We start from the raw sequence: 22,236 nt of genomic DNA, 5'->3' as shown, positions 1-22,236 counted from the left end.
CGCAATCCGAACCGTTACGATGAAAGGGAGCAGCGACCGGCTGCCCGGGGAAGGCGGCCGGCGCAATCCTCGCCGACGTGACGGACGGGCCGGTCCGATCGATCCGATCGGACACGGGCAAAGCGCCGGTCGAGTATCCTATCGAAGCGGATTTTTTTCAATGCAGACGGCAACTTCCCCCGCGGTATCTCAAGGGGTGCGTCAAGTCGAGGTCGGCCCGGAACGGGATGGCCAGCGGATCGACAACGCCCTGATGACTCTGCTCAAGGGTGTCCCCAAGAGCATGATCTACCGCATCGTGCGCACCGGACAGGTGCGGGTGAACGGCAAGCGGGCCAAGCCCGACACCCGGCTCAGCGCAGGCGACATGCTGCGTATTCCCCCTGTCCGCGTCGCAGAGCGGCCCGAGACGCAGGGGCCGAGTGCCGGTCAGATGGCCGCGGCGGTCGAGGCGGTGATCTTCGAGGACAGGCATTTCCTGGTCATCGACAAGCCCACCGGCATGGCCAGCCACGGCGGCAGCGGGGTCAGCCACGGCGCGATCGAGCTGATGCGGGCGGCGCGCCCGACCGATCACCTGGAATTGGTGCACCGGCTGGATCGCGACACCAGCGGGGTGCTGGTGTTTGCCAGGACCCGTGCCGGGCTGACCGGCCTGCAGGCGGCGATCCGCGACAGCCAGGTGATCAAACAATACCTCTGCCTGATGGTGGGGCATCCGTCCAAGGCGCGTTTCGACGTCAATGCCCCGCTCGCCAAGTCGGTGCTTCAGGGCGGCGAGCGCATGGTAAGAGTGTCCGACAACGGCAAGCCGTCGCTCACTTTTTTCCGCGAACTGGAACAGTATCCGGGTGCCCGGTTGATGCAGGCGACCTTGGGCACGGGGCGCACGCACCAGATTCGCGTGCACGCCGCCCACGTAGGGCATCCGCTCGCCGGTGACCCGAAATATGGCGATCGCGAGGCCAACAAGCGCTTCCGCGCGATGGGATTGCAGCGGCTGTTCCTGCACGCCTCGCACATGAGTTTCGAGCTGGACGGACGCTCGTACAGCTTCTCCACTCCGCTGCCGAGTGACTTGAGGAATTTCCTGGATAACCTTGGTTCTAAAGGAAAAAGCGTGCGCTGACTTCCAGCGAACGCAGGCCATTGCCGACCAACCCCGCGCCCACCAGCAGCGCGCAGGCGGCATGGGCCAGGGCGATCGGCAGCAGCGCACGTTGCCGGGTGAAGCACCACGCCCACCAAAGTTCGGCGAGGAAGCACAACTGCATCAAAGCCCCGTTGGGGACGTGCAGCAGGGCGAACAGCGCCGCGGCGGCAAGCACCGCCCAGGCGACGGGCAGCAACTTCCCCAGCTGCCCCAGCGCAAAGCCCAGCACCAACCATTGCTGCAGCGCCGCCCAGCCGAAATAGACCAGCGCCCGGCGCAGCGGCACGGGTTCCAGCGCATGTCCCCAGATCAGGCACACCGACAGCGCCACCGGGATCAGGGCGAGTGGCCACCGCCAGCCGGCGGATCGCCAGGCTCCGACCCATCGCCAATTCGGCGGCGCTGCCTGGTGCTGAATCCGGAACGCGAAAGCCAGCGCCGCACCGAGGGCGATCACGCCCGGCACCGACGGCCGTTGTCCCCATTGCAGGCCGGCGATGAGCACCAGCGGGCCGAGCATCCCCGCCAGCAGCGTCGGCAGCGCGGCCCGCGGACGGCGGGAAAGCGCCAGCAGCATCAGCACATAGGCGGTGGTGGCGAGCCAGGACAGGCGGCGCGGCATTGGCCGGGGTGGACTGCCCGCAAGCGAGGTTCCATCCACGATCACGATGGCTGCCGGGCGCCAGGCCAATGCCTCGTCGCGGCGAGCCAGCATCTGTTCGGCGCTGGCCGTCGCGTGCAGCCGCACGATCGGCACGGCCGTGCTGGAGGAACGTCCGGATCTCGGACGGAACGAGCCCGCCAGGTCTTGTGGCGTCGGGACCAGCGCAGGCGGATCAGCCGCCCGCAGGGAAGCCTTGCGCAACACCAGTTCCTGGCCCCGGGTCATGGTCAGGCGCAGTCGCAGCATGCCGGCGTTCGCCGGGAGTGCGCAGTGGCCCGAACCGGGCGCCGAGGCGTCCACGGCACGCAGGTCCAGGTCGAGGCGGGCATCGCGCCAGGTCATCGGTGCGCTTGCGCACGTGGCCGATCCGGGTGCCTGCCAGAGGATGGACAGGGCGACGGGTTCCTTGCCGCGGCGATCGAGATGCAGGATCGGCCAGTGCATCAGATCCACCCCGCGCGCGATCGGCAGGCCGAGATCGAACGGCGTGCCGTCGCGGCTGGTGATCCGCAGACCGTCGTCGACCGCCTGCACGTCGGCGTGGCCGAACGCGCGACCGGCGACCAGATCCTCCGTCGTGGTGAAGGTCCAGCGCCACAGCGGCTGGCCCGCTCTCAGCAAGGCCAGCTCGCCGTGGGCCTCCCGTGCGAGGTGGCGCGCGGTGAGTGCACCGGCCAGCAGACGGAACGCAAGCAATGCCGCCACCACCGCCAGCAGCCAGCCAGTCTTGACGAGGATGCCGCGGGCGGACGACGCCACGATCAGGGCGCGAGCAGGGCTTCGACCTTCGCCGCGCAGATGAAGTCGTTGAGCGAGAGCCCGCCCACGTCGTGGGTCGACCACAGTACTTGGCAGTGGCCGTAACCCGCTTCCAGGTCGGGGTGGTGATCCTGCCGGTTCGCCATGAAACCGACCGCGTTGATGAAGCCCAGCGTGCGGTGGAAGTCCTCGAAGCGGAAATCCTTCGCGATGGCCTTGCCGTCCGGGGCCAACGACCAGCCCGGCAGGGCGGCCAGCAGGTCCCGCACTTGCGCCGCGTCCAGCGCGTGCTCGCTGCCCTTGCGCGCAACGCAGTGCTGGTTGGCCAGATCGGTGGAATTCATGCGTGTCTCCCATGCAGCTGCGATGCAGGATGCGAAGGGTCCAGGCTGCGCCCGCAAAAGTCAAAGCGCGCACGCCGGACGAAACAGTACTAAAATGGTGCTGTTTTGATCGGCGCCCGTCATCGCAGCCGCTCACGCCATTTTCCGGAGTCCCCATGATCGACATTTCCGAGCGCGCCCAGCAGCACTTTCTCAAGCTTCTCGCCCAGCAGGGCGGCGATGGTCTGGGCATCCGCCTGCGCGTGGTCGATGCCGGCACGCCGGCCGCCAACTGCGAGCTGGAGTTCTGCGAGCGCGCGGACCTCACCGGCAACGAATGGATCATCGAGTGCGCCGGCTTCCAGTTCTACGTGGAGGGCGACAGCGCGCGCTGGCTGGATAACGCCAGCATCGACTACGAGCCCAACCTCACCGGCGGACAGCTGAACATCCGTGCGCCCGGCATCAAGGGCAAGCAGCCGGGCGCCGACGCCGGCCTGATCGAGCGGGTGCAGTACGTGCTGGAGTCCGAGATCAATCCGCGGCTGGCCTCGCATGGCGGACGCGTGAGCCTGCGCGAGATCGATGCCGATGGCGTGGTGATGCTGCAGTTCGGCGGCGGCTGTCACGGCTGCGGCATGGTCGACGTCACGCTCAAGCAGGGCGTGGAGAAAACCCTGCGCGAGCGCGTGCCGGAGATTTCCGCAGTGCGCGATGCCACCGATCATGCCAGCGGCGCCAAACCGTATTACGAAGGCAGGCAGGGCCGCTCGGCGATCGGCTGAAGTCACGCCATGCGCCCACAAAAAAGCCCGCTTGCGCGGGCTTTTTTGTGGGCGACTCGCCGCAGCGGATTACTTGTCGCCCTGGATATGTCCCTGCAGCGTGCCGAGCTTGGTCGGCAGGCGGGAGAAGTAGGCAGTGATGTCCTCGATGTCCTGGTCGGACAACGTGGCGGCGAAGCCCTTCATGATGGCGTTGTTGCGACCGCCGCTCTTGTACTCGCGCAGCGCCTGTTCGAGATAGCCCTGGTACTGGCCGGCGAGGCGCGGGTACTGCGGATCGACGGCATTGCCGTCGGCGCCGTGGCAGGCGAAGCAGACCGCCGCCTTGGTCTTGCCGGCTTCGGGACTGCCCGCGGCCATCAGCGAGGTGGACGCGAACGCCAGCGCGGCGAACGAAAGCAGGGTGAACGCACGGGTCATGCGGAATCCTCTGTACGGCTTACTTGGCAAGGCTGGAGAGATAGGCGGCGATGTCTTCGATGTCCTTGTCGGACAGACTCTGCGCCTGCGCCATCATCGTCGGGTGGGTGCGCTCGCCGCTCTGGTAGCCGTGCAGCGCATTGATGATGTACTGCTCGTTCTGGCCGGCGATGCGCGGCACCGGGTAGTCCGGATAGGCGTTGGTATAGCCTTCCACGCCGTGGCAACCGTTGCAGGTGTAGACAAGCGTGCGTCCGGCGGCCTTGTCGCCTTCAGCGTGCGCGCTGCCGATGGTGAGGAGGGCGGCGGCCGCGGCAAGGCCAAGCAGTTGCAGTCGAGTCATTGAGTTTTTTCCCACGGGTCCGGCCGGTACAGGGCAACAAAGTCGCGGAAGTATAGTCGTTGGCTGCAAGCAGCGACAACCGCGCGGCACCGTGGTGGCACGCCGCAGCGGCCGCCGCCGGCGCGGCAGGTTCTTGCGCTCAGAACAGGCTCTTGACGATGTGGACGCCGGCGCTGTACTCGCCGATCAGGGTGCCCACGCTGACCAGGAAAAAGTTGAGCAGGGTGCGCGCCACCCGGTTCTTCCACCAGCCACTCCAGTGGCCGACCTGTTCGCGCAGCATCTCGAAGTCGCCCACGCGCGGCTTGCGCACCCATGCTTCGACCATCGCACTGATGCCGCCGGCGGGGATGCCCGGCCGGAACGGCTTGATCGGTGCGGCGACGAAGGCGGCGGCAATGCTGAGCGGATGACCGCCGGCCAGCAGCGCACCGAGCGCCGCAAAGCCGCCGGTGAACAGCACCCAGTTCATCAGCACTTGGGTGCCCAGCGCGGTGTTGCGATGGAACGCGTAGGCGATCAGCGCGAATACCGCGATCACCAGGCCGACCGCCAGCCACTTCGGCCAGCGCGCCTTGGGCGGTGTCTGCGCCAGCGTGGCGACGGTGGTGGCCGGATCGTCCTGGCCATCGCGCAACCGGGTCGCCAGACCCTTGAGGTGACCTGCGCCGATCACCACCAGCACCCGGCGCATCTCGCCGGTGACACCGCGCCCGGCCTCCTCGCGCAATCGCGCGGCCATGTAGTCATCGCGCTCGGCGATCAGGCTGCGGTAGAGCGGCTCGGACTGGCTGGCGAAGTCGCTGAAGGCGCTCTCCAGCAGGTCGCTCTGCTTGAGCTTCTCGATCTCGTGCTCGGCGATGTCCTCGCGGTCGAACACGCTGGCCAGCAATCCGCCGAGCAGGCCGAAGCGCTGCCAGAAGCCGACGCTGCGCCAGGCGCGCTTGAGCGTGATGCCGACGTCGCGATCGACCACCCACAGCGGCGTGCCGCGCGCTTCGGCGTCGTCCATCGCCGCCTTCATCTCGGCGCCGGGCTGGATGCCGTACTGGTCGGCCAGACGCTGCTGGAACGAGGACAGCACCAGGCTCGCCGCCACCATGCCGGCCTTGCCCTGGCGGATCACCTGGAACAGGTCGGTCTGGCGGAACGCGTCCGGATCGCGCATGCCCTGGGCGCGGCTTTCGCACAGCTCGATCGCCACGGCGTCGAAGCTTTCGTGCGCCAGCATGGCGTTGACCGCATCCACGCTTGCACGCGATACGTGCGCCGTGCCCAGCAGCACGTAGTCCACGCCGTCGCGCCGCACGCGCTCGATCGGCTGGTCGACGAGCGCCTGTGGCAGGACCTCGCGCAGGGCGTCGGTGGGAATCGCGTCAAGGCTCATGCGCGGGGCAGATCCATCAGGGGGGAAGTCCAAGCATGGGGACCGCGCCGCGCCCCGACAAGCGCGACCTGCGGCACGGTTCAGCCAGGGCCGCCGATCAATCGCGGAAGCGCTTCAGCAGATCGCCATAGGCGTCGATGCGGCGGTCGCGCAGGAACGGCCAGATGCGCCGCACCTGCTCGCTGCGCGCCATGTCCACGTCGACGATCAGCAGCTCGCGCGCGTCGGTGCCGGCGCGGGCGAGGAACTCGCCCTGCGGCCCGGCCACGAAGCTGGTGCCCCAGAACTGGATGCCCGCGCCCACGCCCGACGGATCGGCCTCGTGACCGGTGCGGTTGCATGCCAGCAACGGCAGGCCGTTGGCCACCGCATGGCCGCGCTGCACGGTGACCCACGCCTCGCGCTGGCGGTCCTTCTCGTCGGGCGCGTCGTTCGGGTCCCAGCCGATCGCGGTGGGGTAGAGCAGCAGTTCGGCGCCGGCCAGCGCCATCAGGCGCGCGGCCTCCGGATACCACTGGTCCCAGCACACCAGCACGCCGAGCCGGCCGACCGAGGTGTCGATCGGATCGAAGCCCAGGTCGCCCGGCGTGAAGTAGAACTTTTCGTAGAACGCCGGATCGTCCGGGATGTGCATCTTGCGGTACTTGCCGGCGATCACCGCCGAGCAGTCGAACACCACCGCGGTGTTGTGGTATAGCCCGGTGGCGCGCTTCTCGAACAGCGAGGCGACCACCACCAGCTTGAGTTCCTCGGCGAGCTTGCCGATGCGCGCGGTGCTGTGGCCGGGGATCGTCTCGGCCAGGTCGAACTCGTCCACCGACTCGCGCTGGCAGAAGTACGGCCCGTTGTGCAGCTCCTGCAGCAGCACCAGTTCGGCGCCGGCGGCGGCCGCTTCGCGCAGGCCGGCCTCGATCGCGTCGAGATTGGCGTCGCGGCTGCCGCGATGGGATTCCTGCAGCAGGGCCACCTTGAGGGTCTTGCGGGTCATGTCCTGGATCCTGTCTCGTGGAGCGTTGTGGCGGGCGGCTCAGCCCACCAGGCCGGCCGGCAGTTGCATGGTGATGCAGTGCAGGCTGCCGTTCTGCCAGATCAGCGGGCGACACGGCACCTGCACCACCTCTCGGCCGGGATGCGCCTCGCCGATGATGCGCGCCGCCGCGTCGTCCGCGGCGTCGCCGTAAGCCGGCACCAGCACGGCGCCGTTGACGATCAGGTAGTTCGCGTACGACGCCGCCAACCGGCGGCCCTCGTCGACGATCGGCTTGGCCCACGGCAGCGGATACAGCGTGTACGGTCTGCCGTCGGTGGTGCGCAACGCGGCCAGCTCACCGGCCATGCGCTGCAGCTCGTCGAAATGGGGGTCGCCAGCGTCGTCGCAAGCCTGGAACACGATGCGATCGCCCGGCGCGAAGCGGGCAAGGGTGTCGATGTGTGCGTCGGTGTCGTCGCCTTCCAGGTAGCCGAAGTCCAGCCACAGAATGCGCGAGGCATGCAGGCTGTCGCGCAGGATCGCGCTCATCTCCTCGCGTGACTGTTCCGGATGGCGCTGGGTGAGGCAGCGCCAAGTGGTGAGCACGGTGCCGGCGCCATCGCTTTCCACGCCACCGCCTTCCAGCGCCCAGTCCACGCGCTTGTGCGCGGCGTGGCCGAACACGCCGGCTTCCACCAGGCCGGCGACCAGCGCGTCGTCCTGCTCGGCGCCGAACTTGCCGCCCCAGCCGGTGAAGCGGAAGTCGGTGAGCTGGAACTGTCCCGCATCGTTGCGCAGCGTCAGCGGGCCGGAGTCGCGCAGCCAGGTGTCGTCGTACGGCAGCTCGACGAAGCGCATGCGCGCCAGGTCGGCGCCGGCGGCGCGGATCAATCCCTCGGCATGGCTGCGCACCGCGGCGTCCGGCACCACGATCAGCAGCGATTCGAAGCGCGTCACCGCCGCGGCGAGCGCGGCATACGTCGCCTCCACCGAGGCGAGGCGTTCGGCCCAGTCGGTATCGGCATGCGGCCACGCAATCAGCACCGCGGCCTGCGGTTCCCATTCCGCCGGCAGGCGCAGGGTGGAGTCACTCATGGGGGAGTTCGCACGTCGAAGAAATACGGACGGCGAATTGTAAGGCACCGGCCGTGCCGGTGACGCGGCCCCGGGCCAGTGCCCGGGACCGGTGGCGATCAGTTCATCGCCGACGGATTGGTGTTGTTGCCGGCCGGCGTATTGAGCACGCTGTGGATCACGTGGTTCTTCTCGAAGTACACGATGAACTTCGCATAGTCCCAGCGATTGATCACCGGATGCCTCGCGCTGTCGCCGCCGCGCGGGGCGAGCTTGCGCTGCGGTGCGCCGTAACGCTTTTCCACCTGCGCCATGCTCATGCCGCGAGCGGGCAGGTGCATGCCCTTCTCCTGCTGCACGCGGTGGATGAGCAGGTTGTCGCCACGGGCGAATGCGGGAGCGGCAAAGCCGACCACCAGCAATCCGAGCAAGGCCAGGCCGTAACGATGGTTGGTCATGATTCCCTCTCCCCACGAGTGCTTGTCCCGCGCCGTTTTAGCAGAAGCCATCACGCTTGACCACGCCGTTTTGCGGCGTTTGCGATGGGTTGGGCGTTCGCCACCGGCTATCATGTCCGGCTGCGGGTGCGCGACGCACCCGGAACGGAACGGTTTCCCACATGATCGCCTTTCGCCACTTCGCCCTGCGCCGCGGCAGCCGCCTGCTGCTGGCCGACATCGACCTGGTCATCCAGAGCGGTTGGCGGCTGGGCGTGATCGGTCGCAACGGCTGCGGCAAGTCCAGCCTGTTTGCCGCGCTGCAGGGTCAGCTGGAAGGCGATACCGGCGAGCTGGACATGCCCGGCAAGCTGCGCCTGGCCTCGGTGGCGCAGGAGACGCCGGCACTGCCGGACCTGGCCATCGACTACGTGATGGGCGGTGACGAGGAACTGGCCGCCGCGCTGCGCGACGAGGCGGACGCGCAGGAGCGGGGCGATACCGAGGCGATGGCGCGCGCCCACCACCGTATCGAAGAGCTGCACGGCTACGACGCCCGCGCCCGTGCCGGTCGCCTGATGCACGGCCTGGGCTTTGCGCCGGAAACCCACGAGCGCACGGTGCAGGAATTCTCCGGCGGATGGCGCGGACGGCTGAACCTGGCGCGCGCCCTGATGTGCCCGTCCGACCTGCTGCTGCTCGACGAGCCCACCAACCACCTCGACCTCGATGCCGTGCTGTGGCTGGAAGAGTGGCTGCGCCGCTACCAGGGCACGCTGCTGATCATTTCGCACGACCGCGAGTTCCTCGACGGCGTGATCACCCACACCCTGCACCTCGACGAGGGCCGGGCGAAGCTCTACACCGGCAACTACAGCGCGTTCGAGCGCCTGCGCGCCGAGCAGCTGCGCCAGCAGCAGATCAGCTTCGAGCGCGAGCAGGCCGAGCGGGCGCACCTGCAGTCCTTCATCGACCGCTTCAAGGCCAAGGCCAGCAAGGCCAAGCAGGCGCAGTCGCGCATGAAGCGGCTGGAGAAGCTGGCCGGCACCGAGGCGGTGCGTGCCGAGCGGCCGTTCAATTTCAGCTTTCCGCCGCCCGATCGCGTGCCCGACGCCATGCTGCAGCTGGAAGACATCGCCGCCGGCTACGAATTGCCCCCTCTCCCCGCCAGGGAGAGGGTTGGGGTGAGGGGACACGGCCAAGGTGAAGATGGGGCGGAGCGCGCTTCGATGGACTCCAGCGCAAGCCCCAGCCCCTCACCTCATTCCTCTCCCCAGCGGGGAGAGGAGGTCAACGTCGTCCTTGCAGACGTGCGCTTCTCCATCGAGGCCGGCGATCGCATCGGCCTGATCGGTCCCAACGGCGCGGGCAAGTCGACCCTGGTCAAGACCCTGGTCGGCGAGCTCGAACCGCTGGGCGGCGAGCGCAAGGCGCACAAGGATCTGAAGATCGGCTACTTCGCCCAGCATACGGTGGAGAGCCTGCGCGCCGGCACCAGCTCGCTCGACCACCTGCAGGCGCGCGCGCCCGGCGTGGCCAACCAGGTGCTGCGCGATTTCCTCGGCACCTGGAATTTCCCCGGCGACCGCGCGTTCGAGTCGGTCGACGGCTTCTCCGGCGGCGAGCGCGCGCGCCTGGCGCTGGCGCTGATCGCCTGGCACAAGCCGAACCTGCTGCTGCTCGACGAGCCGACCAACCATCTGGATCTGGAAATGCGCGAGGCACTGGCCGACGCGCTGGCCGACTTCGACGGCGCACTGGTGCTGGTGTCGCACGATCGCCACCTGCTGGGCATGGTCTGCGACAGCTTCTGGCGCGTGGCCGACCGTGTGGTGGAACCGTTCGATGGCGACCTCGACGACTACGCCAAATGGCTGCGTTCGCGCGGCGCGGCCAACAAGAAGGCCGGCAAGGTCGCCGCGGCGGAAAAGTCGTCGGCACCCGTCGAGACGCCGGAGGAGCGCCGCCGCAGCGCGGCCGCCCAGCGCGAGGGCGACAAGAGCTCGCGCTCGCGCGTGAAAAAGATCGAGACCCGCGTGGCCGCGATCGACGCCGCGCTGGGCAAGCTGGAAGCCCGTCTGGCCGATCCGGCCACCTACAACGCTCCCACCGCCGAGCTGATGAAGCTCGGCCAGCAGCAGGCCGAGCTGCGACGCGAGAAGGAAACGCTCGAAGCCGAATGGCTCGAACTGTACGAGCAACTCGAAGCGTGAGGTGCGCCGCGCGATGAGTGATTCCGCACCGCTCGAACTGTGGCTGCCGGCGCTGGCGCGCTTCGCCCCCGATCACCCGCTGCGCCTGCGGCAGGCGCGCGCCGATCGCCTGGCCGACGGGGCGCGCGGCTACCTCGCCGGACTCTCGCATTACTTCCGCAGCGACGACACCGGTCTGGCCGCGGCGGCGCTGCTGCGCGAGCACACCGCGCACGATGCCGGCGACGCGCCGTGGCTGTGCGCCGACCCGTGCTGGGTGCAGGCCGAGATGAACGGTGCGCGCCTGCTGGCGTGTGGCCAACTGGGGTTGTCGATGGAAGAAGCCGAGGCGCTGGCAGCGCCGCTGCGTCCGTTATTCGGCGATGCCGGCATGGTCCTCGAAATCACCACGCCCGATCGCTGGCAACTGCGGCTTGCGCCCGGCACGTCGGTGCCGGCCTTTGCCGCGCCCGAACAGGCGTTGGGCGAGGATCTGTTCCAGCACCTGCCGCAAGGTGCCGAAGGCAGGCGCTGGCGCGTGCTGATCAACGAGGCACAGGTGCTGCTGCACCAGCATCCGGTCAACGCCGGGCGGCGCGCGCGCGGCCTGTCGCCGGTCAACAGCCTGTGGCTGTGGGGCGGCGGCCGCTTGCCGTCGCGGGTGGCTGCCACGCATTCCGCGGTGGTCGGCGAGGATCCGTTGCTCGCGGCGCTGGCGGCGCGGGCCGGCGTGTCGGTGATGCCGCGCAGCCACGCGTCCGTCCTCGGCGCCGCGGCCGGTACGCTGGTCGATCTGCAGGATCTGCCGGTGGCCGAGATCGAGCAGGCGTGGTGGCCGATGATCGATGCGCTGTTGCGCCGGCAGGCCGTGCAGCTGAGCTTTGCCAGCGGCGAACGCTGGCGACATCGCCCGTGGCATCGTTGGCGGCTGTGGCGGCGCGCCCGGTGAGCCTGCGGCTGCGCCGGCGCGAGCCGAAAGGACGTCCGGACGGCTGGTCGTCCGACGTGCACCCGGTGCTGCAGGCGGTCTACGCGGCGCGCGGCGTGCTCACCCCGGCGCAGGTCGAGCATCGGCTGGCGCGCCTGCTCTCGCCGCAGGCGCTGGGCGGCATGGCGCAGGCGGTGGACCTGCTGATCGAGGCGATCGGCGCGCAGTGGAGCATCGTCGTGGCCGGCGACTACGACTGCGACGGCGCCACCGGCACGGCGGTGGCGCTGCGCGGCCTGCGCCTGCTGGGTGCCACTCGGGTGAGTTACGCCATTCCCAATCGCTTCGTGCACGGTTACGGGTTGAGTGCGGCGCTGGTCGAGTCGCTGCAGCCCACGCCGCAGCTGATCGTCACCGTCGACAACGGCGTGGCCAGCGTGGCGGGCGTGGCGACGGCCCGCGCGCGCGGCATCCGTGTGCTGGTGACCGACCACCATCTGCCCGGCGAGCAGTTGCCCGCGGCCGACGCGATGGTCAATCCCAACCTGGCCGGCGACGGTTTTCCCAGCAAGGCGCTGGCCGGCGTGGGCGTGATGTTCTACCTGCTGCTGGCGACCCGCGCGGCGCTGCGCGAACGCGGCGCCTTCACGGCAGAGGCGGAACCGGACCTGTCCTGCCTGCTGGATCTGGTGGCGCTGGGCACGGTGGCCGACCTGGTGCCGCTGGATTTCAACAACCGCGTGCTGGTGGAGTCCGGGCTCAAGCGCATCCGCGCCGGGCGCGCCTGTCCGGGCATCACGGCGCTGATCGAGGCTGGCAGGCGCAGCGTATCCGGCGCCTGCGCCAGCGACCTCGGCTACGTGGTCGGCCCCCGGCTCAACGCCGCGGGGCGGCTGGAGGACATGAGCCTGGGCGTCGAATGCCTGCTCACCGATGATCCCTCACGGGCACAACTGCTCGCCGCCGAGCTCGACCGGATCAATCGCGAGCGACGCGACCTGCAGGCCGGGATGGTGGCCGAGGCCGAGCAGATGGTCTCCGGCGCCCGCGCCACCGACGCGGCGGGCGTGGCGCTGTTCGAACCAAGCTGGCACGCCGGCGTGGTGGGCCTGGTCGCGTCCAAATTGAAGGAGCGCCTGCATCGCCCGGTGATCGCGTTCGCGCCGGCGAGCGAGGACAACCCCGGCGAGCTGCGCGGCTCGGCCCGGTCGATTCCCGGCTTCCACGTGCGCGACGCGCTGGCCGCCGTCGATGCGCGCCACCCGGGCCTGATCGAGCGCTTCGGCGGACACGCCATGGCCGCCGGCCTGAGCCTGCGCGCTGACGACTTCGAGCGCTTCGCCGCCGCGTTTGACGCAGTGGCCCGCGAATGGCTGGGCGATGAAGCGCTGCAGGCGGTGCTGGATACCGACGGCGAGCTGGCGCCCGAGCATTTCACCCTTCAGCTGGCCGGGCTGCTGCGCCATGCCGCGCCATGGGGGCAGGCGTTCCCCGCGCCGGTATTCGACAACCTGTTCGAGTGCCGCAGCTGGCGCGTGATGGCTGAGAAGCACCTGCGGCTCGATCTGCGCGATCCCCGCGACGGGCGCGTGCACGAGGCGGTGATGTTCAACGCCTATCGCGGCGAGGCGCCGCCGCCGGTGCTGCGTGCCGCCTACGAGCTGGGCATCAACGACTGGCAGGGCCGCGAGAGTCTGCGCCTGCTGTTGCGGCACATCGAGCCGGCCTGAGGCTCTTCACATCGCACCGCTTGCGCGCGCCGGCCGATCGGAGTGCGATGGCGGCATCGTCCCGCAAGGATCGTCCCGCAAGGAGTGTCATCATGATCGAGCAGATCACCGATCTTCCCACTGGCGTGCTGGGCTTTCGTGCCCGCGGCCAGGTGACCGCCGCCGACTACGAGAACGTGCTGGTGCCCGACGTGGAGGCTGCGTTCGCGCTGAACCCCAAGCTGCGCCTGCTGTACCACTGCGGCGAGGATTTCACCGGCTTCGACGCCAGGGCCGCCTGGGACGACGCCAAGCTCGGCCTGCGCCACTTCAGCGGCTGGGAACGCGTGGCGCTGGTGACCGACGTGGGCTGGCTGCGCTTCGCCGCCAGGGCCCTTGGCTTTGCCGTGCCGGGCGAATTCCGCCTGTTCGGCAACGCGCAGCTGGACGAGGCGAAGCAATGGCTGCTGGCGCCGTGAGCGCAGATGGCTATCCAAAAATAATTCTTGCGCCGCAGCAGGAGTCGTGATCTAGTCGGCTCATGTCCAGCCTTCACGCCCGCATCGCCAACCTCGCCGATGCTGCGCATCGCGCGCAGGCGTGCGTGGTCAAAGGCCTGAATAACCGCAATGGCAATAACCATCGCCTCACCGGGCGGGCCATCGCGTAGACGCAAGTTTCAGCTCCACATACGCGAAAAAGGCCCGCCCAGTGCGGGCCTTTTTCATTGTCTGTCCAACGGTTTCTATTTGAAGAGGGGAAAGGCCATGTGTTCGATCTTCGGGATGTTCGACCTGCAGCCGGGTGACGATCTCGCTGCGTTGCGCCGACAGGCGCTGGAACTGTCGCAGCGCCAGCGCCATCGCGGCCCGGACTGGAGCGGGGTGTACGTCGACGCCGGGGTGATCCTGGTGCACGAGCGCCTCGCCATCGTCGATCCGGCCAGCGGCGCGCAGCCGCTGCGCTCGCGCGACGGCGCGCTGGCGCTGGCGGTGAACGGCGAGATCTACAACCACCGCGAGCTGCGTGCGGCCAGCGATTACGACTTCACCACCGGCTCGGACTGCGAGGTGATCAACGCGCTGTACCGCGACCTCGGCGGCGACGCGTTCGTGCGCGAGGGCATGAACAGGCTCAACGGCATCTTCGCCTTCGCGCTGTGGGACGGCGCCGGCCGGCGCTACCTGATCGCCCGCGACCCGATCGGCGTGTGCCCGCTGTACTGGGGGCATGACGGGGAAGGGCGCTTGTGCGTGGCCTCGGAGATGAAGGCGCTGGTGGGCGTGTGCAACGACGTGGCTGCGTTCCCTCCCGGCCACGTCTATGACAGTGCCACGGGCGAGCTGACCCGCTACTACGTCAAGCCGTGGCGCGATTACGAGGCGACCCGGGGCCACGCGCCGGAAGGGCTGCGCGAGGCCTTCGAGCAGGCCGTGCACCGCCAGCTGATGACCGACGTGCCCTACGGCGTGCTGCTCTCCGGCGGACTGGATTCCTCGCTGGTCGCCGCCTGCGCGGCCCGCTTCGCCCGCGAGCGCATCGAGGACGACGACCGTACCGAGGCCTGGTGGCCGCGCCTGCACTCGTTCGCGATCGGGCTGGAAGGCTCGCCGGACCTGGCCGCCGCGCAGATCGCCGCCGACGCGCTGGGCACCGTGCACCACGGCTTCGTCTACACCTTCTGGGAAGGGCTGGACGCGGTGCCGGAGGTGATCCGCCACCTGGAAACCTACGACGTCACCACCATTCGCGCGGCCACGCCGATGTACCTGCTGGCGCGCCGGATCAAGGCGATGGGGGTGAAGATGGTGCTCTCCGGCGAGGGTTCGGATGAGCTCTTCGGCGGCTACCTGTACTTCCACAAGGCGCCGTCGGCCGAGGCCTTCCACGAGGAGACCGTGCGCAAGCTCGACGCCCTGCACAGCTACGACTGCCTGCGCGCCAACAAGGCGATGATGGCCTGGGGCGTGGAGGCGCGCGTGCCGTTCCTGGACCTGGAGTTCATCGACGTGGCGATGGGCATGGACGCCGCGCACAAGATGGCCGGCACGATGCCCGACGGAAGCCGCAAGATCGAGAAGCACGTGCTGCGTGCCGCCTTCGAGGGCGCACTGCCGAAGGAGATCCTGTGGCGACAGAAGGAGCAGTTCTCCGACGGCGTCGGTTACGGCTGGATCGATGGCCTCAAGGCGCACGCCGAGCAGGAGGTCAGCGACCGCGAGTTCGCCGCGGCCGCCTCGCGCTTTCCGTTCAACACGCCGGCGACCAAGGAGGCGTATTTCTATCGCCGCATCTTCGAGCAGTTCTATCCCGGCGAGGCCTGCGCGGCGACGGTGCCGGGCGGCAAGTCGATCGCCTGCTCGTCGCCGGCGGCATTGGCCTGGGATCCGGCCTTCGCGGCCGCGGCCGATCCATCCGGCCGAGCGGTGCGGGGGGTGCATGCCGACGCGCTGGCCTGAGCGGTTTGCTATCCTTGCGTGCTTTGAATCGTGCCTGTTTCACATCCGGGCGACGCGCCCGCGTCGCCCCACCATCTGGTTGAATCATGATCGAGACCAATCCGATCCTTGCGCAGATCGCGGACCTTGCCGGCCGCGTCGAGTCGCTCAGGGGGTATCTTTGACTACGCCACCAAGCGCGAGCGCCTCGAAGAGGTAAGCCGCGAGCTGGAAAATCCCAACGTCTGGGACGACCCCGCCCGCGCCCAGGAGCTGGGCCGCGAACGCGCCCGCCTGGACACCATCGTCAACGGCATCGACCGGCTCGGCGCCGGCCTCGCCGATGCGCGCGAACTGGTCGAACTGGCCGCCGCCGATGGCGACGAGGACACCGTGGCATCGGTGCAGAAGGACGTGTCCCGCCTCGACGCCGAGGTGAACAAGCTGGAATTCCAGCGCATGTTCTCCGGCAAGATGGATTCGGCCAATGCCTTTGTCGACATCCAGGCCGGCGCCGGCGGTACCGAGGCGCAGGACTGGGCCGAGATGCTGCTGCGCATGTACCTGCGCTGGTGCGAGTCGCGCGGCTGGAAGACCGAGCTGATGGAAGTCTCCGGCGGCGACGTGGCCGGCATCAAGTCCGCCACGTTCCGCGTGGAAGGCGACTACGCCTACGGCTGGCTGAAGACCGAGATCGGCGTGCACCGCCTGGTGCGCAAGAGCCCGTTCGACTCGGACAACCGGCGCCACACCAGCTTCACCTCGGTGTTCGTGTCGCCGGAAGTCGACGACGACATCGAGATCGACATCAACCCCGCCGACCTCAAGACCGACGTCTACCGCTCCTCCGGCGCCGGCGGCCAGCACGTCAACAAGACCGAGTCGGCGGTGCGCATCACGCACATCCCCACCGGCGTGGTGGTGGCCTGCCAGACCGGCCGCAGCCAGCACGCCAACCGCGACACCGCGATGAAGATGCTGGCCGCCAAGCTGTACGAGCTGGAGGTGCAGAAGCGCAACGCGGAGAAGGACGCGCTGGAAGCGACCAAGTCCGACATCGGCTGGGGCAGCCAGATCCGCAACTACGTGCTCGACCAGAGCCGCATCAAGGATCTGCGCACCGGCATCGAGCGCACCGACACGCAGAAGGTGCTCGACGGCGACCTGGACGAGTTCGTCGAGGCCAGCCTGAAGTCGGGTCTGGAAGCGGGTTCCAAACGAGCGGATGCTTGAGCGCAGGGGCGGGGGGCGAGGGATGAGCAACGAGGGCGCAGTCGTGCGGTCGTATCGCGACTTGGTCGCCTGGCAGGAATCGATGCGGCTGGTCGAGCTGGTTTATGCTCTGCTCTCTACCCTGCCTGTGGACGAGCGTTATGGCTTGGCTTCGCAACTGAAACGATGCTCGGTTTCTATTCCATCCAATATTGCCGAGGGTCATGCGCGCGAATCCACCCGTGAGTTTGCCCGGTTTATCAGCATTGCTCGCGGTTCCCTCGCAGAGGTTGAAACACAGCTCGAACTGATCTCGCGCCTGGGCATGAGTTCGGCCATCGCACTTGAGCCTGCCGTCGCCTGTTGCGACGAAGTGGGCCGGATCCTGCGCGGCCTGCGTAAGTCCCTGGACAACAAACTCGCGGCGTTGCCGCGATAGCGCGCCCTCGCCACTCGCTACTCGTCCCTTGTTGAAGTTGCCGAAAGTCCCCAAACAATGACCGAAAACACCCGGCTGCCCGAACCTGTCCACCTGGACGAGAACAAGCTGATCGCCGAGCGCCGCGAGAAACTCAAGGCGCTGCGCGGGCAGGGCATCGCGTTCCCGAACGACTTCACCGTGGACAGCTTCGCCGGCGACCTGAAGGACGAGTTCGCCGACGCCGAACGCTGGACCGCCGAAGCCATCGAGGCCGCAGCCAAGCGCGTGAAGGTCGCCGGCCGCATCGTGCTCAAGCGCGTGCAGGGCAAGGTCAGCTTCGTGCAGATGCAGGACATGAGCGGCCGCATCCAGCTGTTCATCCATGCCGGCACGGTGGGCGACGTGTACGAGGCCTTCAAGGGCTGGGACATGGGCGACATCGTCGGCGCCGAGGGCGTACTCATGCGCACCAGGACTGGTGAGCTGTCGGTCAAGGTCGATGCCTTGCGCCTGCTCACCAAGAGCCTGCGTCCGCTGCCGGACAAGCACCACGGCATGGCCGACGTGGAGCAGCGCTATCGCCAGCGCTACGTCGACCTGATCGTTACCGAGGAGGCGCGCCGCACCTTCCGGCTGCGCTCGCGCATCATCGGTTTCATCCGCCAGTGGCTGGAGGCGCCCGAGCGCCGCTTCATGGAAGTGGAGACGCCGATGATGCACGTCATCCCCGGCGGCGCCACGGCGCGTCCGTTCGTCACCCACCACAACGCGCTGGACATGGACCTCTACCTGCGCGTGGCGCCGGAGCTGTACCTCAAGCGGCTGGTGGTCGGCGGCTTCGACCGCGTCTACGAGATCAACCGCAACTTCCGCAACGAGGGCGTGTCGACCCGGCACAACCCCGAATTCACCATGCTCGAGCTGTACCAGGCGTACGCCACCTACAACGAGATCATGGACCTCACCGAGCAGCTGATCCGCGACACCGCCAGGCAGGTGATCGGCAGCACCGAGCTGCACTGGGACGGCGCCGCCATCGACGTCGGCCCGGCGTTCCGCCGCTGGACGATGGAAGACGCGGTGCTCGAGCACAACCCGCAGATCAAGCGCGACGAACTGCGCGACCGTGCCGCGATGGCGGCGCATGCCAAGCGCCTGGGCGTGCAGGTCAAGGACGGCTACGGCTGGGGCAAGCTGCTGCTGGAGATCTTCGAGAAGACGGTGGAACACACGCTGATCCAGCCCACCTTCATCACCCAGCACCCGGTCGAGGTCTCGCCGCTGGCGCGCGAGAACGACAACGACCCGGGCATCACCGACCGCTTCGAGCTGTTCGTCAACGGCAAGGAGATCGCCAACGGCTTCTCCGAGCTCAACGACCCGGAAGACCAGGCCGCGCGCTTCCAGGCCCAGGTCGACGCCAAGGACGCCGGCGACGACGAGGCGATGCACTTCGACGCCGACTATATCCGCGCGCTGGAAGTGGGCCTGCCGCCCACTGGCGGCCTCGGCATCGGCATCGACCGGCTGGTGATGCTGCTCACCGATGCGTCCTCGATCCGCGATGTGCTGCTGTTCCCCTACATGCGCCCGGAAGCCTGATTCCCCGCGCGCCCCCTCGTAGGAGCCCACCCTGTGGGCGACCGATGCAGCGGCGAGGCGAAGAGCGTTCGCGCACAGGGTGCGCTCCTGCAACACCCCTCGTAGGAGCCCACCCTGTGGGCGACCGATGCAGCGGCGAGGCGAAACCGGGTCGCGCAGCCGCGTGCTTCCGAATGGCCCATGCTCCTAGCCGCGGTTCTTCCGCAGGCGACTTGGGGCACTCCCAGGGCAGCGGAGTCCTGCGCGAGTGCGGCGGCTGGGGATCGTGATGGCGTCGGTGATTCACGGGAACGGTTCCTTGAAGTGCTTCAGGTTCGCGCGGCGGACAGTTCGAGGATCTCGTCGGTGATGTCCTCCTGGCGCACGCGCTGGAACGCCAGCGCGAGACGCGCCTCGGTGCGTTCGAGGTTGCCGTGCGCGGCGATCATCGCCTGCATGCGCGCCTGGTTCTCCGCGGCGTAGGAGAGCATCAGCGCTTCGCACAGCTCGGCATGCACGTACTCCACCGCCAGTTGTTCGAGCAGCGTCGCCGGCGGCAGGTTCATCAGCGGTGCCTGGCTGTCCGCCGGGTGCGGGGGGAAGCGGTCGAAGTCGAACGGCAGCAGCGAGCGTTGCGCGATGTCCTGTTCCTCGCCTTCGCCGGGACGGCCATGCACCAGCAGCACGCGGCTGACGCCGCGGTCGGCCAAGGCAGCATAGATCGTGTCGGACACGCGATCGGCCAGTGCGGATACTTCGTCGGTGCGCGCCGCCATCGGCACGTTCCACGCCGGGGTACAGTCGCGGTTGGCGGCGGCCATCAGGCCGCGGTCGCCGACGATGAACAGACGTCCGCGTTCGCCCGCCGTCAGCGGCAGGGCGACGTCGAGCACGCGCTCATTGAAGCTGCCGGCAAAACCCTGTTCGGCGCACAGCGCCACCACCAGTGCACCGTCCGGATGAGTCGATGCGGCGGGTCTCGCCTGGCCGGCGGGCAGGGTGACCAGCACCTGGCCGATCGCCTGGCCGATGGTGGCGGCGTAGAGACGGATCGCATCCAGCTCGCGCCGCGCCCGCTGCGAGCGGCTGGCGGCGATGGCGCGCATGGCGGCGATCACGCTGCCGAGCTGGCGGGTGGATTCCAGCCGCGTGGCGACTTCGGCCAACCGTCCGCTCATGCCGGCTTCTCCGTCTCGGCGGCGATCGCCGCGGCCAGTTCGCGCACTGCGCCGACCAGCGCCTTGCGAGTGGCATCGTCGAGCGTCGCGGGCAGCGTCGCCGGTGCCACGTCGGCGAGCCGGGCCGGCAATCGCCGGCGCAGCTCGGCCAGTACCGGCGCGGGGTGCGCGTCCAGCGCGCCATCGTCCAGCGCTGCGAGCAGGGCGATCTGTTCGATCGGTTGCTGCGCCGAGAAGCGCGGCTGGGTGAGCAGGGCGCGGATGCAACGGCCGTGCGCGATCTGTGCCTTCACGCGGGTGTCGCTGAGATTGCCGAAGCGGGTGAACAGTTCCAGTTCGAGGAACTGCGAATACGCCAGCCGCAGCGTGCCGGCCACCTCGCGCATCACCGGCGGCTGCGCCTTGCCGCCGACGCGGCTCACCGACAGGCCGACGTCCACCGCTGGCCGCTGGTCGGCGGCGAACAGCGTGGTGTCGAAGACGATCTGGCCATCGGTGATCGAAATCAGGTTGGTCGGAATGTAGGCGGCGAGGTTGCCCGCCTCGGTCTGCGCGATCGGCAGCGCGGTCAGCGAGCCGCCACCCTTGGCCGTCGACAGCCTGGCGGCGCGTTCGAGCATCCGCGCATGCAGGTAGAACACGTCGCCGGGATAGGCCTCGCGGCCGGCCGGCTGGTGGGTGAGCAGGGCCAGTTCGCGATGGGTGGCGGCGTGCTTGGTGAGGTCGTCGATGACGATCAGCGCGTGCTGGCCGCGATCGCGGAAGTACTCGGCGATGCTGAAGCCGGCGAACGGCGCCACCCATTGCAGCCCGGCTGACGCGGACGCCGCGGCCACCACGAAGATGCAGCGCTCCGGTGCGCCGTGCGTGCGCACCGCCTCGATCACCTGCTGCACGGCATGGGCGCGCTGGCCGACCGAGACGTATACGCAGACCATGTCCGAGTGCTTCTGGTTGATCATCACGTCCACCGCCAGCGAGGTCTTGCCGGTGGCGCGGTCGCCGATCAGCAGTTCGCGCTGGCCACGGCCGATCGGAAACATCGCATCGATCACCAGCACGCCGGTGGCGACCGGCTCGCTGACCAGGTCGCGTTCGATGATCGCCGGTGCCGGGCGTTCGATCGGCAGGTGGTCCTCGGCCGGCACCGGTTCGCCGCGATCCAGCGGACGGCCGAGCGGGTCCACCACGCGGCCGAGCAGGCCCGGCCCGACCGGCACGCGCAGCACTTCGCCGGTGCCCAGTACCACCGAGCCGGCCTCGACGCTGCCGTCGTCGTCCAGCAGCACGGCGTCGAGCGTGTACTCGTCGAGCGACAGCACGAAACCCATGCGGTCGTGCTGGAAGCGCAGCAACTCGTGCAGTCGTGCCTGCGCCAGACCGGAGACGACGGCGATGCCATCGGCGATTCGCTCGACGTGGCCCATGCCGACCGAGCGCACGCCCAGCCGGCTTTGCGCGACGACCTCGCGGCTGCGGCGCAGCCAGTCGTCGGTGATGGCGTCAGGCGTGTTGGTCGACATGGCTCAGCTCGTGCTGAAGATGGTCGAGGTCGGCGCGCAGGTGATTGCTGACCACCAGGTCGGTGCTGCGCAGTTCCAGGCCGGCGATCAGGTTGGGATCCACCGCCGGCTGCAGCGGGGCGGAGCGGCTGATGGCCTGCTGGATCGCCTGCACGCAGCGATCCCTTTCGCTCGCTTCGAGCGTGCGCGGCGCTACCAGCGCGAGCGGCGTTGCCAGATCGGCCAGCTTCTGCCGCTGCGAATCCGGCAGTGCCCGCAGCGAGGCGACGAGGTCGTCGAGAAAACCCGCGACGCGTGCCGAGGCCGGCAGGCGATCGAGCAGCCGCGCGGCAATGTCGACGGCCAGCGCGGCGGCGCGCTGCTCGTCGGCGCGCCGCTGCGCGACAAGCTGCTTGTCCCGTTCGGCCTGTGCCTGCTGGCGCAGGGCCTCGGCCTCGGCCTGCGCGGCGGCCAGCAGGCGGGTGCGTGCCGCCTCGGCATCGGTCTGCGCGGCCTTCATCGCCGCGTCGCGCCTGGCGGCGAGTTCGGTCTGCTGTGCCGTCGCTGCCGCCGTGGCCTGGCGCGCGCGGTCGCGTTCGGCCTCGGCGTCGGCCAGCAGTTTCGCCGCGGCCTCGCGCCGCTGCGCGATCACGCGCACCACCGGGCGATACAGCACGCGCGACAGCAGCCAGATCAGGACCAGCGCATTGATCGCCTGCAGCGCCAGCGTCCAGAAGTCGATCTTCATCGAAGGTCGCCG

Annotated in this window: 22 protein-coding genes; 11 read left to right on the top strand and 11 right to left on the bottom strand. The window is 68.8% G+C overall.

Annotated features, from left to right (window positions below; genetic code table 11):
• Positions 1–160: 160 nt before the first annotated feature.
• Positions 161–1,129: an RluA family pseudouridine synthase gene (locus ACO2Q2_RS00300; RefSeq protein WP_423253779.1), complete on the top strand. Its 969-nt coding sequence runs from the start codon at positions 161–163 to the stop codon at positions 1,127–1,129.
• Here the strand turns inward: ACO2Q2_RS00300 and ACO2Q2_RS00295 are convergent.
• Both ACO2Q2_RS00295 and ACO2Q2_RS00290 read right to left on the bottom strand, forming a co-directional pair.
• Entirely contained in the window at positions 1,107–2,576 is a 1,470-nt protein-coding gene (locus ACO2Q2_RS00295) for a type II CAAX prenyl endopeptidase Rce1 family protein (RefSeq protein ID WP_423253778.1), read from the bottom strand. The genes ACO2Q2_RS00300 and ACO2Q2_RS00295 overlap by 23 nt on opposite strands.
• Positions 2,577–2,578: 2 nt before the next feature.
• Positions 2,579–2,920 carry a 4a-hydroxytetrahydrobiopterin dehydratase gene (locus ACO2Q2_RS00290; RefSeq protein ID WP_423253777.1) on the bottom strand — a complete coding sequence of 114 codons (342 nt, stop codon included), beginning with the start codon at positions 2,918–2,920 and terminating at the stop codon, positions 2,579–2,581.
• Between the two features lie 155 nt (positions 2,921–3,075).
• On the opposite strand from ACO2Q2_RS00290, the gene ACO2Q2_RS00285 reads away from it, so the two are divergent.
• Entirely contained in the window at positions 3,076–3,684 is a 609-nt protein-coding gene (locus ACO2Q2_RS00285) for an NfuA family Fe-S biogenesis protein (protein ID WP_423253776.1), read from the top strand.
• 69 nt (positions 3,685–3,753) lie between these two features.
• Here ACO2Q2_RS00285 and ACO2Q2_RS00280 read toward each other — a convergent pair whose 3' ends face one another.
• The 6 genes from ACO2Q2_RS00280 to ACO2Q2_RS00255 all read right to left on the bottom strand — a co-directional run bounded on the left by ACO2Q2_RS00280 (position 3,754) and on the right by ACO2Q2_RS00255 (position 8,336).
• Positions 3,754–4,104 (bottom strand): c-type cytochrome, encoded by a 351-nt coding sequence (locus ACO2Q2_RS00280; RefSeq protein WP_423253775.1) that lies wholly within the window; start codon positions 4,102–4,104, stop codon positions 3,754–3,756.
• Between the two features lie 19 nt (positions 4,105–4,123).
• Positions 4,124–4,447, bottom strand: a complete 324-nt coding sequence (locus ACO2Q2_RS00275; RefSeq protein WP_423253774.1) for a c-type cytochrome — start codon at positions 4,445–4,447, stop codon at positions 4,124–4,126.
• Between the two features lie 139 nt (positions 4,448–4,586).
• Complete coding sequence (locus tag ACO2Q2_RS00270) at positions 4,587–5,834, bottom strand: TraB/GumN family protein (protein ID WP_423253773.1); 1,248 nt, start codon at positions 5,832–5,834, stop codon at positions 4,587–4,589.
• 97 nt (positions 5,835–5,931) lie between these two features.
• Positions 5,932–6,822, bottom strand: a complete 891-nt coding sequence (locus ACO2Q2_RS00265) for a carbon-nitrogen hydrolase (RefSeq protein ID WP_423253772.1) — start codon at positions 6,820–6,822, stop codon at positions 5,932–5,934.
• Positions 6,823–6,861: 39 nt separating this feature from the next.
• Positions 6,862–7,899: an agmatine deiminase family protein gene (locus tag ACO2Q2_RS00260; protein ID WP_423253771.1), complete on the bottom strand. Its 1,038-nt coding sequence runs from the start codon at positions 7,897–7,899 to the stop codon at positions 6,862–6,864.
• A 98-nt stretch (positions 7,900–7,997) separates the two neighbouring features.
• Positions 7,998–8,336, bottom strand: a complete 339-nt coding sequence (locus ACO2Q2_RS00255; RefSeq protein WP_423253770.1) for a hypothetical protein — start codon at positions 8,334–8,336, stop codon at positions 7,998–8,000.
• A gap of 161 nt (positions 8,337–8,497) precedes the next feature.
• Between ACO2Q2_RS00255 and ACO2Q2_RS00250 the strand changes: the two genes are divergently transcribed.
• The 9 genes from ACO2Q2_RS00250 (at position 8,498) to lysS (ending at position 18,817) form a co-directional block, all read left to right on the top strand.
• Positions 8,498–10,528, top strand: a complete 2,031-nt coding sequence (locus tag ACO2Q2_RS00250; protein WP_423253769.1) for an ABC-F family ATP-binding cassette domain-containing protein — start codon at positions 8,498–8,500, stop codon at positions 10,526–10,528.
• 13 nt (positions 10,529–10,541) lie between these two features.
• Positions 10,542–11,456, top strand: a complete 915-nt coding sequence (locus tag ACO2Q2_RS00245) for a phosphoglycerate mutase (RefSeq protein ID WP_423253768.1) — start codon at positions 10,542–10,544, stop codon at positions 11,454–11,456.
• Entirely contained in the window at positions 11,420–13,165 is a 1,746-nt protein-coding gene (gene recJ / locus ACO2Q2_RS00240; protein WP_423253767.1) for a single-stranded-DNA-specific exonuclease RecJ, read from the top strand. The genes ACO2Q2_RS00245 and recJ overlap by 37 nt, the downstream gene beginning before the upstream one ends.
• 92 nt (positions 13,166–13,257) lie before the next feature.
• The gene (locus ACO2Q2_RS00235) at positions 13,258–13,623 is read left to right on the top strand and encodes an STAS/SEC14 domain-containing protein (protein WP_423253766.1); all 366 of its coding nucleotides are present in this window, start codon (positions 13,258–13,260) and stop codon (positions 13,621–13,623) included.
• A gap of 62 nt (positions 13,624–13,685) precedes the next feature.
• Complete coding sequence (locus ACO2Q2_RS00230; RefSeq protein ID WP_423253765.1) at positions 13,686–13,814, top strand: hypothetical protein; 129 nt, start codon at positions 13,686–13,688, stop codon at positions 13,812–13,814.
• Positions 13,815–13,911: 97 nt separating this feature from the next.
• Positions 13,912–15,603 carry an asparagine synthase B gene (gene asnB / locus ACO2Q2_RS00225; RefSeq protein WP_423253764.1) on the top strand — a complete coding sequence of 564 codons (1,692 nt, stop codon included), beginning with the start codon at positions 13,912–13,914 and terminating at the stop codon, positions 15,601–15,603.
• Between the two features lie 86 nt (positions 15,604–15,689).
• Positions 15,690–16,815 (top strand): peptide chain release factor 2 gene (prfB, locus tag ACO2Q2_RS00220; RefSeq protein ID WP_423253763.1). Its coding sequence is split into 2 segments (ribosomal slippage): positions 15,690–15,764 and positions 15,766–16,815, totalling 1,125 coding nucleotides; the frame shifts between segments, so codons are not numbered across the junction.
• A gap of 22 nt (positions 16,816–16,837) precedes the next feature.
• Positions 16,838–17,233 (top strand): four helix bundle protein, encoded by a 396-nt coding sequence (locus ACO2Q2_RS00215; protein WP_423253762.1) that lies wholly within the window; start codon positions 16,838–16,840, stop codon positions 17,231–17,233.
• Positions 17,234–17,290: 57 nt separating this feature from the next.
• Entirely contained in the window at positions 17,291–18,817 is a 1,527-nt protein-coding gene (lysS, locus tag ACO2Q2_RS00210) for a lysine--tRNA ligase (protein ID WP_423253761.1), read from the top strand.
• A 308-nt stretch (positions 18,818–19,125) separates the two neighbouring features.
• Here lysS and ACO2Q2_RS00205 read toward each other — a convergent pair whose 3' ends face one another.
• The 3 genes from ACO2Q2_RS00205 to ACO2Q2_RS00195 are packed head-to-tail and all read right to left on the bottom strand — an operon-like array spanning position 19,126 to position 22,224.
• Positions 19,126–19,974: a F0F1 ATP synthase subunit gamma gene (locus ACO2Q2_RS00205; RefSeq protein WP_423253760.1), complete on the bottom strand. Its 849-nt coding sequence runs from the start codon at positions 19,972–19,974 to the stop codon at positions 19,126–19,128.
• Positions 19,971–21,497, bottom strand: a complete 1,527-nt coding sequence (locus ACO2Q2_RS00200; RefSeq protein ID WP_423253759.1) for a F0F1 ATP synthase subunit alpha — start codon at positions 21,495–21,497, stop codon at positions 19,971–19,973. Before ACO2Q2_RS00200 ends, ACO2Q2_RS00205 begins: the two co-directional genes overlap by 4 nt.
• Positions 21,478–22,224 (bottom strand): hypothetical protein, encoded by a 747-nt coding sequence (locus ACO2Q2_RS00195; RefSeq protein WP_423253758.1) that lies wholly within the window; start codon positions 22,222–22,224, stop codon positions 21,478–21,480. Before ACO2Q2_RS00195 ends, ACO2Q2_RS00200 begins: the two co-directional genes overlap by 20 nt.
• Positions 22,225–22,236: the final 12 nt, after the last annotated feature.

Source organism: Dyella sp. KRB-257, from assembly GCF_049445995.1.
GTDB lineage: Bacteria > Pseudomonadota > Gammaproteobacteria > Xanthomonadales > Rhodanobacteraceae > Dyella_A.
Note: the sequence above shows the minus strand (reverse complement) of the source record. Positions and strands in the feature narration are given on the sequence as shown.

What these genes read in the sequence shown, in the direction of transcription:
- ACO2Q2_RS00270 (WP_423253773.1), bottom strand. Translation starts at nt 5,834, where the DNA reads ATGAGCCTTGACGCGATTCCCACCGACGCCCTGCGCGAGGTCCTGCCA.
- ACO2Q2_RS00245 (WP_423253768.1), top strand. Translation starts at nt 10,542, where the DNA reads ATGAGTGATTCCGCACCGCTCGAACTGTGGCTGCCGGCGCTGGCGCGC.
- ACO2Q2_RS00285 (WP_423253776.1), top strand. Translation starts at nt 3,076, where the DNA reads ATGATCGACATTTCCGAGCGCGCCCAGCAGCACTTTCTCAAGCTTCTC.
- ACO2Q2_RS00280 (WP_423253775.1), bottom strand. Translation starts at nt 4,104, where the DNA reads ATGACCCGTGCGTTCACCCTGCTTTCGTTCGCCGCGCTGGCGTTCGCG.
- ACO2Q2_RS00230 (WP_423253765.1), top strand. Translation starts at nt 13,686, where the DNA reads ATGTCCAGCCTTCACGCCCGCATCGCCAACCTCGCCGATGCTGCGCAT.
- asnB (WP_423253764.1), top strand. Translation starts at nt 13,912, where the DNA reads ATGTGTTCGATCTTCGGGATGTTCGACCTGCAGCCGGGTGACGATCTC.
- ACO2Q2_RS00200 (WP_423253759.1), bottom strand. Translation starts at nt 21,497, where the DNA reads ATGTCGACCAACACGCCTGACGCCATCACCGACGACTGGCTGCGCCGC.
- ACO2Q2_RS00255 (WP_423253770.1), bottom strand. Translation starts at nt 8,336, where the DNA reads ATGACCAACCATCGTTACGGCCTGGCCTTGCTCGGATTGCTGGTGGTC.
- ACO2Q2_RS00265 (WP_423253772.1), bottom strand. Translation starts at nt 6,822, where the DNA reads ATGACCCGCAAGACCCTCAAGGTGGCCCTGCTGCAGGAATCCCATCGC.
- lysS (WP_423253761.1), top strand. Translation starts at nt 17,291, where the DNA reads ATGACCGAAAACACCCGGCTGCCCGAACCTGTCCACCTGGACGAGAAC.
- ACO2Q2_RS00215 (WP_423253762.1), top strand. Translation starts at nt 16,838, where the DNA reads ATGAGCAACGAGGGCGCAGTCGTGCGGTCGTATCGCGACTTGGTCGCC.
- ACO2Q2_RS00260 (WP_423253771.1), bottom strand. Translation starts at nt 7,899, where the DNA reads ATGAGTGACTCCACCCTGCGCCTGCCGGCGGAATGGGAACCGCAGGCC.
- ACO2Q2_RS00275 (WP_423253774.1), bottom strand. Translation starts at nt 4,447, where the DNA reads ATGACTCGACTGCAACTGCTTGGCCTTGCCGCGGCCGCCGCCCTCCTC.
- ACO2Q2_RS00235 (WP_423253766.1), top strand. Translation starts at nt 13,258, where the DNA reads ATGATCGAGCAGATCACCGATCTTCCCACTGGCGTGCTGGGCTTTCGT.
- ACO2Q2_RS00300 (WP_423253779.1), top strand. Translation starts at nt 161, where the DNA reads ATGCAGACGGCAACTTCCCCCGCGGTATCTCAAGGGGTGCGTCAAGTC.
- ACO2Q2_RS00195 (WP_423253758.1), bottom strand. Translation starts at nt 22,224, where the DNA reads ATGAAGATCGACTTCTGGACGCTGGCGCTGCAGGCGATCAATGCGCTG.
- ACO2Q2_RS00205 (WP_423253760.1), bottom strand. Translation starts at nt 19,974, where the DNA reads ATGAGCGGACGGTTGGCCGAAGTCGCCACGCGGCTGGAATCCACCCGC.
- ACO2Q2_RS00250 (WP_423253769.1), top strand. Translation starts at nt 8,498, where the DNA reads ATGATCGCCTTTCGCCACTTCGCCCTGCGCCGCGGCAGCCGCCTGCTG.
- ACO2Q2_RS00290 (WP_423253777.1), bottom strand. Translation starts at nt 2,920, where the DNA reads ATGAATTCCACCGATCTGGCCAACCAGCACTGCGTTGCGCGCAAGGGC.